The organism is Pseudomonas sp. NFACC10-1 (genome assembly GCF_900119195.1).
GTDB lineage: Bacteria > Pseudomonadota > Gammaproteobacteria > Pseudomonadales > Pseudomonadaceae > Aquipseudomonas > Aquipseudomonas cerasi.
The window spans coordinates 542,378-557,186 of sequence record NZ_FPJB01000003.1; the positions used below are offsets into that span (position 1 = coordinate 542,378).

Sequence of the window (14,809 nt, forward strand, 5' to 3'; positions counted from 1 at the left end):
TGACGTATCCCGCAGCGATCGGCAAAAGCGCCGTATGCCGGCTGAACGGATCAAGTCTGAATGACCGCGTACCGAGCCGGGTTCACCTCACGACGGCACGTATCGGCAACGTCGCAGCGAAAAATCCTACGAGGTTCGCCAGGTTATCTCTTCTTCGCCGTCGGCACTCACGCGTATCCAGCGATCGGCAGTCTCGTCGCTTTCTTCTTCAACCCAGGTGCCCGGGGCGCAACGTACCTCAACGTTCAAGGCCTTGAATGCAGCGCGGGCGCAGGCGATGTCGTCTTCCCACGGGGTCTGATCGCTGTCCAGGTGCAGGCTGTTCCATTTGCCGACCGCTTTGGGCAGCCAGGTGACGGCCACAGTGCCCGCTGTGCATTTCCAGGTCTGGCCTTTCTGCTTCCATTCGCTGCAGGAGCCCAGCGCGTCGCCGAGCCATTGGGCAATGGCCTTGTGATCGACGTCTTCGTCTTTCAGGTAAATCTCGATATCGGGTTGGCGCATGGGGGCCTCTGTTGAATGCTTATTGCAGCACGAAATAATCGTAGCGCATGGAAACGGTGACCTTGAAAGGTCCTGGTTGCTCGATGACCGCTGCCCGACGTTCGGCGCTGGCGCGCCAGCCGTGCGGTGTCATGGCCAGCAGATCGGCGCGGGACTGGCCGTCGATCAGCTTCAGCGTGTAGCGCAGGGTTTCGCTGTGTTGCAGCTGCATGCCTTGCGGCACCAGCGACAGGTGCTTGTCATCGGCATAATCGCGCACTTCATCATAGAGCCGCTGACGCAGCTCCATCAGATGCTCATTGGTCGGGCCGACCCGCATCAGTCCGCCGCCTGGGGTCAGCAGGCGTTTGGCTTCCTGCCAGTCCAGCGGGCTGAACACGCTGGCCAGAAACTGGCAACTGGCATCCGGAAGTGGCACACGCGCCATGCTGGCGACCATCCAGGTCAGCGTTGGGTCACGACGGCAGGCGCGCTTGACCGCTTCACGGGAGATGTCCAGCGCATAGCCATCGGCATGAGGCAAGGCTTCGGCAATCTGCGCGGTGTAATAACCTTCGCCACAGCCGATGTCCAACCAATGCGCGGGGGATCGCTCGGCGGCCAGTTCAGCCAGACGTCGGGCTACCGGAGCGTAGTGCCCGGCGTTGAGAAAGTCGCGTCGCGCCTCGACCATGGCCTGATTGTCGCCAGGGTCGCGGCTGTTCTTGTGCTGCACCGGCAACAGGTTCAGATAACCCTGACGGGCGCGGTCGAAGCGATGATTGGCCGGGCACACAACGCCGTTGTCGGCAGTGCTGAGCGGCGCTGAGCAGATCGGGCAGGTCAGCATCAGGCGAGCAACTTGACCAGGGTCTGGTAGTAGATCTCGGTCAGCACATCCAGATCGCTGGCCAGAATACGTTCGTTGACCTGGTGGATCGTCGCGTTGACCGGCCCCAGCTCGACCACCTGGGTGCCGAGGGTGGCAATGAAGCGACCATCGGAGGTTCCGCCGCTGGTCGAGGCTTTGGTGTCACGGCCCGTGACGCTTTTGATGCTTGAGGACACGGCGTCCAGCAACGCGCCCGGCTCGGTCAGGAATGGCAGGCCGGACAATGCCCAGTCCACGTGCCAGTCCAGTTCATGCTTGTCGAGGATGTCGGCAACGCGCTGCTGCAAGCCTTCGACGGTAGATTCGGTGGAAAAGCGGAAGTTGAAGACCGCCACCAGATCGCCCGGGATGACGTTGGTGGCGCCGGTGCCAGCGTTCAGGTTGGAGATCTGGAAGCTGGTCGGCGGGAAGAAATCGTTGCCATGGTCCCAGTGCTCGGCGGCCAGTTCGGCCAGGGCCGGCGCGGCCAGATGAATCGGGTTCTTCGCCAGATGCGGGTAAGCCACATGGCCTTGCTTGCCGCGCACCGTCAGCGTGGCCCCCAGCGAGCCGCGTCGACCGTTCTTGACCACATCGCCGACCAGTGTGGTGCTCGAAGGCTCACCGACGATGCACCAGTCCAGACGCTCGTTACGGGCCGCGAGGCGCTCTACGACAGCCTTGGTGCCGTGATGCGCCGGGCCTTCTTCGTCGCTGGTGATCAGAAATGCCACCGAGCCCTTATGATCAGGATGATCGGCGACAAAGCGCTCGGCCGCCACCAGCATGGCCGCCAGACTGCCTTTCATGTCTGCCGCGCCGCGCCCGCAGAGCATGCCGTGCTCGTCGATCAACGCATCGAACGGATCGTTCTGCCAGTTCTGCAGCGGACCGGTCGGAACCACGTCGGTATGACCGGCGAAACACAGCACCGGGCCGTCGGTGGTGCCGTGGGTGGCCCAGAAGTTGTCGACGTCTTCGATACGCATTGGCTCCAGCTTGAAGCCGGCATCGCCCAGGCGCTGCATCATCACGGTCTGGCAATCGGCATCGACCGGCGTCACTGAAGGACGGCGGATCAGATCGCAGGCGAGTTGGAGGGTGGGCGAGAGGTCGGCTGGGGCCGTCATGTACAGAACTCCGGTAGCAAGACTTTGGGCGCGAAAAGGCAGATATCTTAAAGCAAAACGACGACCTGAGGCCGTCGTTTATCGTGCGCTGTGGATAGGTCAGGTTGTGGATGGGGCGGGGCGGGTTGCGCGAGCGGACAGGATTGCCATGGTAATGGCTGCCAGATAAGGGAGTGATTGTGCGAACAGCATGGTTATCCAGAAACCGGAATTCATATCGATGGATGCCCTGCCTGTGAGCAAAAGCACAATCGCGATCCAGGAGATCGCCAAGGTAGACAGTTCTTCCCTTACATCGAGCAGGTTTTGTCCGATCCGGTTTGCAGAGGTATGTTTGGGCGTTCTGTAGAAAGGCATTGCCGAGGTGAAAAGCCCCGCCAGCACTGCCTTGCCCAAGGTCGGATAAAGCGCCATGCCGGTCAGTATCGCCGCCAGTGCCTCTTTGGTATGTGTGCTGACCAACTGCCGGTAGAGCACAATCATCTTTAACGAGCGCAGGGCAAACATCAGTATCAACGACGTGGAAAATATCCATGGCAGCGGCCCGAAAGTCTCGGGCTTAAGGATCATTGCCATCGACCAGGCCAACGCAGCCAGCGTTAACAGATAATTCATGCCTTCTGCCACCCACGGCATCCACCCCGCGATGAAATGGTAGCGTTGCATCGCGCTCAGGGACGCGCAGTTTCCTGCAATCAGGCTTCCGGCGTGCCGCTTGACGATCTGCATAGCTCCATATGCCCAGCGATATCGTTGTTTCTTGAAGTCCATGAACGTATCGGGAGTCAGCCCTTTGCCATAGCTGATAGCGGCGTAACCCGTGGAGAAACCACTTTCCAGCATACGCAGGCCAAGTTCGGCGTCTTCGCATATGCACCACTCCGCCCAGCCCAGTCGGTCCAGTGCTGATCGGCGGATCAGTGTCATGGTGCCGTGCTGGATAATTGCATCGTGATCGTTACGGATCACCATGCCGATGTTAAAAAACCTTGGTACTCGGCCTGACAGCAATACTTGAACAGGCTTTCGTGACCGTCGCGATAATCCTGCGGCGATTGAATGACTGCAACCTTCGGGTCCGTGAAGTGGGGCACCATATGTTTGAGCCACTGTCGATGGACGCAGTAATCAGCGTCGATGACTGCCACTACTTCTGCGTCTTCAGCGGTATGTCTCAGGAGATAGTTAAGTGCACCCGCTTTGAATCCGGGAAGTGGACTGACATGAAAAAACTGGAACCGAGGGCCGAGCTGCTGACAGTATCGCTCGATAGGCTTCCAGATGGCCGGGTCCTGAGTATTGTTGTCGATGACCAGCACCTCGAAGTCCGGGTAGTCCAGCTTTTGCAACGAGTCGAGGGTCCGTTTCACCATATCCGGAGGTTCGTTGCAGCACGGAACATGCAGGGAAACTTTCGGGGCGGGACCAACAGGACGATGGACGGGGCGGAAAGACCGTGGGGTGTCCGGTCCCCAGCAGGCTTCGAGGAATTCGTGCGTTTCGATACCCACGTAAGTCAGCACGCTGGCAGCCCAGATAAAGGCGACAGGCAGCGCGAGCCAAGCGGGCAGTGGCTGTGAGTAGTGCATGCCGAACCCTGACAATACGCAATAAGCCAGCACGATTATCAAGGCGCCTGTAGGCCACGACTCCGGTTTAAGGCGGGTGATAAGCCTGAGTATTTCCGAGAGCATGTTGACCGGCATTTTTACCGGGCCGTTGATGTGCAGTTTTAATCTGCGCTTTGCATCGAACAAACCCCAATTAGGCCCGGGCAGACCTTCTTCAGTCTTCCAGTGCTGATCGAAGGCTTCTATCACGAAATAGTCATGGTCGTGCTGATCCAGTAATGGAATCTGGTTGCGCAGGTATATCGAGTGCTCTGCGTCAGAGGTCGTCATGCGCCTCTTGGCGATGGCCTTGCTCGGCCAGCCAATCTCGGAAAGTATGAGGGGGGTGTCGGGGAATCTCGTTCTCAGTTCGTTCGCGTGTGCCAGAGTGATCGCGGTCGCGTCCAGCGCTGAAACGCTTTCCCAGAAAGGCAAAATATGGGCGGCAATGAAGTCGACATACCTGACGAGTTCCGGCGTCTCGTACCATTGTGTCCATATCTCGGAGGTCGAAACAGGCACATTGACGGCGCGTCGTGCGGTCTGCAGATAGAGAATAAGCAGGTCGATGGGAACATCATCACGAAACAGGACTTCATTATCCCAAGACCAGGCGTTGCACGCTGGAGTAACGGTTGGCGAGTTCGATCCCTGCATTTATTTCCTCGATATTGTGCGTTTCGTCCTCTGTTATCCACACGCCAAGCGTGACATTCATGCCCAGTGCTTCGGCGAGTTCGGGGATATGCATCAATGTCCCTTCCACCGAGTACGTTCTTATATTACGTGTAATGCTTCGAAGTAGCAGCAGGTCTTCTTTTATCTGATCACGCGTCGGAAAAATCTGTTTGTAGGGGCTTTGGCCCGGTCGAAAAGGGGCGTAGGCCACGCCAGAGATCATTGCAGGCCAGTTGGGCGGATAGTTGAACCTGGTTTTGAACAGGTTTTTCAGCCACGTGCCTGCCTTGTTTGAATATTCATCCATGTCTGCAATGTGCTCCATGCTTGTTGCGCCGGTGCCGCGAGTTCCCTTCGCGTTGATTAACCTTAGTCGTCCTCATTCATTGCCGTTTGCAATGCTTAGACTCTTTTCCTCGGGCTTTTCCAAAAACGGAATGGCGTTTAAGCAGTCAGCGTTGATCGCGTTCTGAGATCATTATTTTTTACTTCCCTTGAGTCTCTGGGGCAGCTTGTCAACGGACAACGACCTCGCCTGCCGGGAACAAGTCAGGTGTCTTGCCGTCGACAAACCCCTATAATGCGCGCCGGTTTTTGAGGTATTGATCATGAGCGCAGAAGATCCACGGTTCTCGGGTATCGCCCGTCTATATGGCATCGAGGGGTTGGCACGCCTGCGCGCGGCTCATGTGGCGGTGGTGGGTATCGGCGGTGTGGGCTCCTGGGCGGCGGAAGCGATGGCGCGCAGTGGCGTGGGCGAGATTTCGCTGTTCGACATGGACGATGTCTGTGTCAGTAACAGCAACCGCCAGTTGCATGCGCTGAGCGGTACGGTCGGCCAGCCGAAAGTCGAGGTGATGGCTGAGCGTATCCGCGCGATCAACCCCGATTGCATTGTCCACGCCGTGGCTGATTTCGTGACCCGCGACACCATGGCCGAGTGCATTACCCCTGACATGGACTTCGTGATCGACTGTATCGACAGCGTCAATGCCAAGGCTGCGCTGATTTCCTGGTGCAAACGACGCAAGATTCAGATGGTCACCACCGGCGGGGCGGGTGGGCAGATCGATCCGACCCTGATTCAGATCGCCGACCTGAACCGCACCTTCAATGACCCGCTGGCCTCCAAGGTGCGCTCGACCCTGCGTCGGGATTATGGTTTTTCACGTACGCCGAACCGTCACTACAGCGTGCCTTGCGTGTTTTCCAGCGAGCAACTGCGCTACCCCAAGCCGGATGGCAGCATTTGTCTGGAAAAGAAATTCGTCGGCGAGGGCGTAAAGCTCGATTGCGCCGGTGGTTTCGGTGCCGTGATGATGGTGACCGCGACCTTTGGCATGGTTGCCGCCACCCGTGCAGTGGACAAGTTGGTGGCGGGCACGCGACGGCCTTCGGAGCGGGTCAAGCCAGCGGCTGCAACGCCCGATCAGGCTTGAGTCAGATGGCGCATCTTCTGCAGTACGGCATTCAGGCCGTTGCTGCGCGAGGGTGAGAGTTGGCGGGCGAGTCCCAATCGATTGAACCAGTCAGGTAAATCCACGGCTGCCAGTTCTCGTTCCGACAGGCCGTTGACACGCGCCAGCAGCAGCGCTACCAGACCGCGAATCAGTCGAGCGTCGCTCGCAGCTCGAAACAGCCAAGCGTCGTCGCTGACTTCGCCGGTCAGCCAGACCTTGCTTTCACAACCGTGCACCAGATTGTCGTCGGTCCTTTCTTCGTCACTCAACGGCGCCAGTTGATCGCCCCATTGCATCAGCAGGCGCGCGCGCTGTTCCCAGCCTTGTTGCCGGGAAAAACTGTCGAGCGCAGTTTGCGCCAATGCGGGCAGGCTCATCGAAGCAGCTCCAGTGCCTGATCCAGTGCGCTGAAGAACTGCAGCAGATCGTCCGAATCGTTGTACAGCGCCAGTGACACCCGAATCGCGCCGGGCAGGCCAAGGGTCTTGAACAGCGGCATCGCGCAGTGATGACCGGCGCGTACGGCTATGCCCTGTTCGGTCAGCAGGTGGGCCACATCGGCATTGTGAATACCGTCGACGACGAAGCTGACCAGTGCCAGATCCGGCGAGCCCAGGACCTGAATGCCGTCCCGCTGCTGCAGGCCCTCGAGCAGGCGACGGTGCAGTCTGGCTTCATGTTCTGCAACCGCCTGATGGTCGAGACTGTCCAGATAACCCAGCGTAGCGCCCAGACCGATCACGCTGGCGATGGGCGGGGTGCCGGCTTCGAAACCCAGGGGTGCCGGACGAAATTTCGCGTGCTGATAATCGGCCGTCAGCACCATCTCGCCGCCGAACTGCCAATGCGCGAGGCTGGGCAGCGCCTCGTTGCGTCCGTAAAGCACGCCGAGTCCTTCCGGGCCGTACAGTTTGTGGCTGGAAAACACATAAAAATCGCAACCCAGCGCCTGCACATCGTGGCGTCCGTGCACCACGCCTTGTGAGCCGTCCACGACGGTGAGTGCGCCTTGGGTCTTGGCCAGTGCGATGAGGCGGGCCAAGGGTTGCCAGGTGCCGAGCACGTTTGAGAGCTGGGTGACTGCGAGCAGGCGTGTGCGCGGTCCGATCAGGTTGGCTGCCGCATCGCAGTCGATCACGCCATCAATGTCCAGCGGCAGAATTACCAGTTTCAGGCCGCGTCGCTGAGCCAGTTGCTGCCATGGCAGCAGATTGGCGTGATGTTCCAGCGCGCTGATGGCGATTTCGTCGCCCGCAGCGAATTCATGTTCCAGCCCGTAGGCCAGCAGGTTCAGCGCAGACGTTGCGCCGTGGGTGAAGATGATCTGGCCGTGTTCACCGGCATTCAGCCAGTGGGCGACCTTGCCACGGCTGGCCTCGAACGCCTGGGTGGCGTGCGCGCCGGGCAGATGCTGGGCACGATGCACGTTGGCGGCACCGTTGGTGTAGTAATGAGTCAGGGCGTCGATCAGCGCCTGAGGCTTCTGCGTCGTGGCGGCATTGTCCAGATAGGTCTGGCCTTGCCGTTGCAGAGCGGCGAGTGCGGGGAAGTCGCTGCGCCAGGGAGAGAAGAGGGGCATTGTTCGTCCAGCGTGTGGAGGCGGGTTCAACGCCATCGGCCTCGAACCCGCACACAGCATCAGTTATGAGCGTGCAGTGCTTCGTTCAGCTCGATGGCCGACTTGTGGGTTTTGCATTCCACTGCGCCGGTCTGAGAGTTGCGACGGAACAGCAGGTCTGTCTGACCTGCCAGCTCACGGGCCTTGACGATCTTGACCAGCTCATTGTTTTCGTCGAGCAGCGCGACCTTGGTACCTGCGGTCACATACAGACCCGACTCCACGGTGTTGCGATCACCCAACGGGATGCCGATGCCGGCGTTGGCGCCAATCAGACAGCCTTCACCGACCTTGATGACGATGTTGCCGCCACCGGACAGCGTACCCATGGTCGAGCAGCCGCCGCCCAGATCCGAACCCTTGCCGACGAATACGCCGGCGGAAACGCGGCCTTCGATCATGCCCGGGCCTTCGGTGCCGCCATTGAAGTTGACGAAGCCTTCGTGCATGACGGTCGTGCCTTCGCCGATATAGGCGCCCAGACGCACGCGAGCGCTGTCAGCGATACGAACGCCGCTCGGCACAACGTAATCGGTCATTTTCGGGAATTTGTCGACCGAGAATACTTCCAGCAGCTCGCCCTTGAGGCGTGCTTCGAGTTGACGCTCGGCCAGTTCGACCAGGTCGACCGCGCCCTGGCTGGTCCAGGCCACGTTTGGCAGCAAAGGGAAGATGCCTGCCAGGTTCAGACCGTGCGGCTTGACCAGGCGGTGCGACAGCAGATGCAGCTTGAGGTACGCCTCGGGAGTCGACGTCAGTGTGGCGTCTTCAGCCAGCAGGGTCGCGACCAGCGGCTTCTGGCTTTCGGCCAGTCGAGTCAGCAGTGCGGCTTGAGTCGTGTCCACGGATTTGACCGCTTCGGCCAGCTTGTAGGCCAGATCGACATTGAAGGTGATTGCCTGGTTGCCGCCGGTGTAACCCAGAACCGGTGCGATGGCCGCGACCAGTTCCGCAGAAGGATTGATCAGAGGCTGAGCATAAAATACTTCAAGCCATGCGCCTTGACGATTTTGGGTGCCGACGCCGAAGGCCAGGCTGAACAGGGTGGTGGACATGTAAATACCTCGTGGCTTTATCAAGGGGCTTTCAGTAGCGCTCTGGCTTACTGTAAAGCCGCTGCATACAGGTCAGGCTTGAAGCCGATCAGGGTTTTATTGCCCAGATCAAGCACTGGACGCTTGATCATGGACGGCTGCGCGAGCATCAGTTCTATGGCTTTCGCCTGGTCGAGATCGGCCTTTTGTCCGTCTTCGAGCTTGCGAAAGGTCGTGCCTGCGCGGTTCAGCACAACCTGCCATCCGTGTTCATTGCACCACTGCTCGAGGTGCTCGCGGTCGATGCCCTGGGTCTTGTAGTCGTGAAATTCGTAGCTCGCCGAATGCTCGTCGAGCCAGGTACGGGCCTTTTTCATCGTGTCGCAGGCTTTGATGCCAAACAGAGTGTAAGTCATTGTTTAAGGTGGGGTGGCTGATCTTGCTCGATACTCCCCACGTCCTCTCCTCGCAATTTAGCCGACTATTATGCCACGTCATTCCGTTCAGTGTTGTGACAGCGCCAGTACGGAGACTGAACGGAAACTAGATAATAAGGCTAACCATCATTAAGAAAACTTCACCCGCTCACGCTTGAGTCGCTGGCTGCTGCGGGCAATTATTACCCGTCATTTGAAGTTTGGGTGCGTTATGTCTGAGCAAGAGAAGAAGCGTCAGGAAGCGCTTGTCCGGCAGCGTTATTACAGGGAGCGTCAACGTGCCGAGGGATTCAAGCAAAGTACCCTCTGGATTCACGGTGAAGCCGAAGCCCAGGGCAGGCTGGCTGCTCGTGAAGGAAAGCCGTTGCTGCCCATGCAGTCTCATGATCCTGTCAGTTGGGCGGTCGGCTGGGTAGCTGAAAAGCTGCGAACCCGAGAATAGTCAGCACTTTTCTCAGGCGGTCACGCCACACGTGCGAAACGTATGGCGCACTGTTGATTGCAGCAGGATCAGCACCTGTTCGAACGCTGTCCTGTCAGGGCGTTTCGAATTTCGAGTTGCTCCGGTCCGCGTAGATGGCGCTCATCACGGCGATATCATTGCTGCTGAGCGTCTTGCCCACATTGATGATCTCGAAATCGCCGAGGGTCAGGCCGTTGGGGATATCGAAATGCATGACCGAATCACGATCGTAAGCCGAATGGTGGAAATCGGCGGCCTCGTACCTGTCGAAGAAATTGGTATTGATCTCTTCGTCACTCAACCCGGTTTGCGAAAGCAGTGAGCGCACCAGTGGTTCGTTCCAGGGGATGTTTGCCTGCGGATGTTGATGCTCGTGAACCGCGCCCAATGCGTGTCCGAATTCATGCAGAACGATACGCGTCAGGTCCGGCATTGGTTTCAGGTCCGCCGCGTACAGTTCTTTGACGTTGAACTCCATGGTCGATTCATCAGGCTCGGCCAGCAGGGTATCGGTGCCTATGGCGCTCCAGTTCAGATGTTCATTGAAGCCAATTCGGATATCGCTCGCTCCGTCCGTCACGAACTCGAATTTCAGGTTTATGTGCGGCAGCCATTTGCTTGCCGCTTCCACGATGGGGGCTGTGAGGGTGGCTGGAGGATTCTTAAGGAAAAGAACTTTCAGGGTTCGCCCGCGAGCCCAGTATTTGCTGAACGAAACCAGCAGGCGCACCTGCTGCCTTGGCTGGCCGGTGTCGTCGGTTTCTGAGTTGTACGCAGGGTTGATAGCCGCGTTGGCGGGATTTTCGTGAATCGCTGCTTCATACGAAGCCTGGTGATTTCCAGCGCTGCGCATGCAGCAGGATGCGGGCAGTTTTACGCCTTTGGGAGCAGTGGATGCGGGCATGGGATTGGCCTTCATGGTGATTCGCTCCGTGTCCGGAAGCATGAAAAATGAAGGTTGAGAGTACGTTCACGCAGCGGGCGGGAGGTGGTAACTAATTACCCCGCCGCACATTGCATGCGGCGGGGTGATTTTTTTGGGTTTGGCTTTTACTTGCTCAGGAAGGCGCGGATACGTTCGGCCGCTTCGATGCATTCCGCCAACGGTGCCACGAGTGCCAGACGCACCCGGCCTGCGCCAGGGTTGACGCCGTCCACTTCGCGGGAAAGGTACGAGCCCGGTACTGCGGTGACGTGCTGATCGACGAACAGATCGCGGCAAAATGCAGCGTCATCGGTACCAACATTCGGCCACAGGTAAAAGCCGCCGTCCGGGTGCTGAACGTCGAGCACCGGGCTCAGGATGTCGAGCACCGCAGCGAACTTCTCGCGGTACAGATCACGGTTGGCGCGTACGTGCTCCTCATCATTCCAGGCCGCGATGCTGGCCAGTTGAGTCTGAACCGGCATGGCGCAGCCGTGGTAGGTCCGATACAGCAGGAAGGCCTTGAGGATCTCCGCGTCACCCGCCACAAAACCGGAGCGCAGGCCCGGCAGATTGGAGCGCTTGGACAGGCTGTGGAAGACCACGCAGCGTTTGAAATCCTTGCGGCCCAGCTCGACGCAGGCGCTGAGCAGGCCCGGCGGCGGGGTTTGTTCGTCGAAGTACAGCTCGCTGTAGCACTCGTCCGCAGCAATGACAAAGTCATGTTCGTCAGCCAGGGCAATGAGCTTTTTCAGGGTTTCAACCGGAATCAGTGCGCCGGTCGGGTTGCCCGGCGAGCACAGAAAGAGGATCTGGCAACGCTTCCAGATATCCGGGCTGACGGCATCGAAATCGGGATTGAAACCGTTCTCGCTCAGGCATGGCAGGTAGTGCGGCTGGGCTCCGGCCAGAAAAGCGGCGCCTTCATAGATCTGGTAAAACGGATTCGGGCTGATCACCAGGCCGTCATCACTGCGATTGACCACGGTCTGGGTGAAGGCGAACAGCGCTTCGCGCGTGCCATTGACCGGTAGTACATTGCGCGCCGGATCGATCCAGCCCTGTGGCACATCGAACCGACGGCTGCACCAGCCGGCAATGGCTTCGCGCAGTGCCGGAATACCCAGCGTGGTCGGGTAAACCGCCATCTGATCAAGGTTGTCGGCCAGCGCCTTGGCAACGAAATCGGGGGAGCGGTGCTTCGGTTCGCCAATCGACAGCGCTACCGGACGCTTTTCCGGATTGGGCGTTACGCCGGCCAGCAAAGCGCGCAGCTTCTCGAATGGGTAAGGCTGAAGCAGTTGCATGGCGTTATTCATGGAACGTGTTCCTCAATGAGCTGCGTTGAGTCGATTCGTATGACCGAGTATTCATATGCTGATCCGTAAATCGCCGCCTGGCTCTGAGTTGACGCTCAGTTGCTTGACGATTGCATCCTGCAACTGGCGGCACAATTGTGGATCGGACAGTGGGTGATTGTTGGCGTCGGTGATGAAGAACACGTCTTCCACACGTTCGCCCAGCGTCGCAATTTTGGCGTTTTGCAGGGACAGGTCGAATTCCAGGAAGATTTTGCCGATGCGCGCCAGCAGGCCGGGGCGATCCGGTGCCAGCAACTCGAGTACGGTCACCGGACGCTGGGCGTCGTTGTGAATGGTGACTTGCGGTGCGAAAGCAAAGTGCTTGAGCTGCCGTGGCACGCGGCGCTTAATGATTGTCGGGTAATCATCCGGGTTGCGCAGGGCCTCGGTCAGGCCTTCGCGGATATCCTGAATCCGCTCCGGATTGTTGCCGATCGAACCGCCTTCATGGTCGAGAACGATGTAGGTGTCGAGTGTGAATTTGCTGCTGGACGTAATAATGCGCGCGTCATGAATGTTCAGGTTCAGCTGGTCCATCGCCGCCACGGTCACCGCGAAGAAATCATGCTGATCCGGGGCGTAAATGAAGATCTGTGTACCGCCCTCGAATTCACGCTGCGTGGTCTCCTTGATCAGCACCAACGGACCGCCGTCGGCCGGTTGCTGCAGAATTGCATCGCTATGCCAGGCCACATCGCCTGCGGTGTGACGCAGGAAGTAATCGTCGCCCAGCGCTGACCAGAGCTGCTCGACGTCATCCGGATCGGTGCCGTTGCGTACCAGAATATCCAGCGCGGCAGTCTGTGTGCGACGAATCTGTTCTTCGCGGTCGACCGGATTTTCCAGGCCGCGGCGCAAGGCTCGCTTGGTCTCGGTGTACAGCTGGCGCAGCAGGCTGGCACGCCACGAGTTCCAGAGCGTCGGATTGGTCGCATTGATGTCGGCGACGGTCAGCACATACAGGTAATCCAGATGCACTTCATCGCCCACGAACTGGGCAAAGTCGTGGATGACCTGCGGGTCGGAAAGGTCCTTGCGCTGGGCGGTGGTCGACATCACCAGGTGGTTGCTCACCAGCCAGACGATGAGCCGGGTGTCCCACGCAGGCAGATGATGGCGCGTGCCGAACGCCTGTGCGTCGATTGCGCCCAGCTCCGAGTGATCACCGCCACGACCCTTGCCGATGTCGTGATAAAGCCCGGCCAGGTAGATCAACTCCGGCTTGGGCAGACGGCCCATGATCTTGCTGGCCAGCGGAAATTTCTCGGACACTTCGGTGTATTGCAGCTTGCGCAGGTGTTTGATCAGATTCAGCGTGTGCGCATCGACGGTATAGATGTGAAACAGGTCATGCTGCATCTGGCCGACGATATGGCCGAACTCGGGCAGGTACAGGCCGAGAATGCCGTAGCGGTTCATCCGGCGCAGGTTGCGATGAATGCCGATTTCGCACTTGAACAGCTCGATGAACAGGCTGGTGTTGCGAATATCATTGCGGAAGTCATCGTTGATCAGGTGACGATGTTCACGCAGCAAACGAATGGTGTCGGCACGCACACCCTTTATTTCCGGATGCTGGGCCATGAGCACGAAGATTTCGATCATGGCAAACGGGGTGCGCTTGAAGACGTTCGGGTGGGTAGCTTCTATATACCCGTCGTGCAACTGAAAGCGTGAATTGATCGGCTGTGCCGTACCGCTGTCGTCGGAAAGAATCACTTCTTCGAAATGCTGGATGATCAGATCGCTGAGTTCGGCGATGCTCATGACCACTCGGTAGTACTTCTGCATGAAGCGCTCTATGGCCAGCTTGGCATCGTTGTCTTCATAGCCCAGCAAGCCGGCGATGCGTACCTGATAATCGAACAGAAGCCGGTCCTCGGAGCGTCCGGCCAGCATGTGCAGCGCGTAACGCACCTTCCACAAAAACTCCTGAGAGGAGGCGAGCAGGGCGTTTTCGCTGCCCAGCAGGAAGCCTTCGCCTGCCAGCGCATGCAGGTTCAGCGTGCCGTACTGGCGTCGCGCTACCCAGAGGATGGTCTGAATATCGCGCAGGCCGCCTGGAGAACCCTTGACGTTGGGTTCCAGGTTGTATTCGGTGTCGTTGTACTTGTGGTGACGTTTTTTCTGTTCCGCGTGCTTGGCGAGGAAGAACTCCTTGCTCGGCCACATGTGCTCGGTGCTGGTGACTTCCAGCATGCGCTGGCGCAGATGCTCGGGGCCGGCGATGGTGCGGCTTTCCATCAGATTGGTGATCACGGTCAGGTCGGCGCGGCCTTCCTGTGCGCATTCGTTGACCGAGCGTACGCTCTGTCCGACTTCCAGGCCGATGTCCCACAGCAGCGTCAGAAACCGCTCGATGGGTTCGCGGAAAACTTCGTGGTCGTCGCTGTCCAGCAGGATCAGCAGATCGATGTCCGAGTACGGGTGCAGCTCGCCGCGGCCATAGCCACCCACTGCCAGGAGCGCGATGTCGGCGTCTTCACTCCATTCGAACTGATCCCAGGCCTTTTGCAGGATGTTATCGACAAACCATGCCCGGTCCTCGATCAGTCGTCGAATGTCACGGCCCGACCGGAAGCGCTCATCAATGACGTCTCTCGCTTTGCGGATGGCCTTCTTGAACGCAGCGATGGGGCTGGCTTTCAAGGCCAGTTCGGCCTGGAACTGGCCACGATCGAACAAGTCTGGATCTACTTGCGGCATTGAGCAGTATTCCTCGTGTCGGGCTGTGCAAGT

At 58.8% G+C, this 14,809-nt stretch carries 12 protein-coding genes and 1 pseudogene; 2 read left to right on the forward strand and 11 right to left on the reverse strand.

Going from position 1 to position 14,809, the window contains the following annotated elements; genetic code table 11:
* Positions 1-126: 126 nt before the first annotated feature.
* The 4 genes and pseudogenes from BT119_RS11145 to BT119_RS11160 form a co-directional block, all read right to left on the reverse strand.
* The gene (locus BT119_RS11145) at positions 127-504 is read right to left on the reverse strand and encodes a hypothetical protein (RefSeq protein ID WP_003433406.1); all 378 of its coding nucleotides are present in this window, start codon (positions 502-504) and stop codon (positions 127-129) included.
* 19 nt (positions 505-523) lie between these two features.
* The gene (locus tag BT119_RS11150) at positions 524-1,333 is read right to left on the reverse strand and encodes a putative RNA methyltransferase (protein WP_003433405.1); all 810 of its coding nucleotides are present in this window, start codon (positions 1,331-1,333) and stop codon (positions 524-526) included.
* The gene (dapE, locus tag BT119_RS11155) at positions 1,333-2,484 is read right to left on the reverse strand and encodes a succinyl-diaminopimelate desuccinylase (RefSeq protein WP_003433402.1); all 1,152 of its coding nucleotides are present in this window, start codon (positions 2,482-2,484) and stop codon (positions 1,333-1,335) included. Before dapE ends, BT119_RS11150 begins: the two co-directional genes overlap by 1 nt.
* 99 nt (positions 2,485-2,583) lie before the next feature.
* Positions 2,584-5,097: pseudogene (locus BT119_RS11160) on the reverse strand (glycosyltransferase family 2 protein).
* Between the two features lie 283 nt (positions 5,098-5,380).
* Here BT119_RS11160 and tcdA point away from each other — a divergent pair.
* Positions 5,381-6,211 (forward strand): tRNA cyclic N6-threonylcarbamoyladenosine(37) synthase TcdA, encoded by an 831-nt coding sequence (gene tcdA / locus BT119_RS11165; protein WP_072365676.1) that lies wholly within the window; start codon positions 5,381-5,383, stop codon positions 6,209-6,211.
* On the opposite strand, the gene BT119_RS11170 is transcribed toward tcdA, so the two are convergent.
* Genes BT119_RS11170 through BT119_RS11185 form a run of 4 tightly spaced genes read right to left on the reverse strand, consistent with a single transcriptional unit; the run spans position 6,202 to position 9,300 of the window.
* Positions 6,202-6,609, reverse strand: a complete 408-nt coding sequence (locus tag BT119_RS11170; protein WP_003364878.1) for a SufE family protein — start codon at positions 6,607-6,609, stop codon at positions 6,202-6,204. The two genes, tcdA and BT119_RS11170, sit on opposite strands and share 10 nt — an antisense overlap.
* On the reverse strand, positions 6,606-7,811 hold the full coding sequence (locus BT119_RS11175) for an aminotransferase class V-fold PLP-dependent enzyme (protein ID WP_003364876.1): 1,206 nt from the start codon (positions 7,809-7,811) through the stop codon (positions 6,606-6,608). Before BT119_RS11175 ends, BT119_RS11170 begins: the two co-directional genes overlap by 4 nt.
* Before the next feature lie 59 nt (positions 7,812-7,870).
* A complete protein-coding gene (dapD, locus tag BT119_RS11180) occupies positions 7,871-8,905 on the reverse strand; it encodes a 2,3,4,5-tetrahydropyridine-2,6-dicarboxylate N-succinyltransferase (RefSeq protein WP_003364873.1) in 1,035 nt (344 codons plus the stop codon).
* A 47-nt stretch (positions 8,906-8,952) separates the two neighbouring features.
* Entirely contained in the window at positions 8,953-9,300 is a 348-nt protein-coding gene (locus tag BT119_RS11185) for an ArsC family reductase (protein WP_003364871.1), read from the reverse strand.
* A gap of 232 nt (positions 9,301-9,532) precedes the next feature.
* On the opposite strand from BT119_RS11185, the gene BT119_RS27180 reads away from it, so the two are divergent.
* Positions 9,533-9,763 carry a hypothetical protein gene (locus BT119_RS27180; RefSeq protein ID WP_003314288.1) on the forward strand — a complete coding sequence of 77 codons (231 nt, stop codon included), beginning with the start codon at positions 9,533-9,535 and terminating at the stop codon, positions 9,761-9,763.
* 94 nt (positions 9,764-9,857) lie between these two features.
* Here the strand turns inward: BT119_RS27180 and BT119_RS11195 are convergent, their stop codons facing one another.
* The 3 genes from BT119_RS11195 to BT119_RS11205 form a co-directional block, all read right to left on the reverse strand.
* Positions 9,858-10,703: a matrixin family metalloprotease gene (locus tag BT119_RS11195; RefSeq protein ID WP_072365678.1), complete on the reverse strand. Its 846-nt coding sequence runs from the start codon at positions 10,701-10,703 to the stop codon at positions 9,858-9,860.
* A 131-nt stretch (positions 10,704-10,834) separates the two neighbouring features.
* Positions 10,835-12,028 (reverse strand): succinyldiaminopimelate transaminase, encoded by a 1,194-nt coding sequence (gene dapC, locus BT119_RS11200; protein WP_058416023.1) that lies wholly within the window; start codon positions 12,026-12,028, stop codon positions 10,835-10,837.
* 51 nt (positions 12,029-12,079) lie between these two features.
* Entirely contained in the window at positions 12,080-14,776 is a 2,697-nt protein-coding gene (locus tag BT119_RS11205; protein WP_072365680.1) for a [protein-PII] uridylyltransferase, read from the reverse strand.
* Positions 14,777-14,809: the final 33 nt, after the last annotated feature.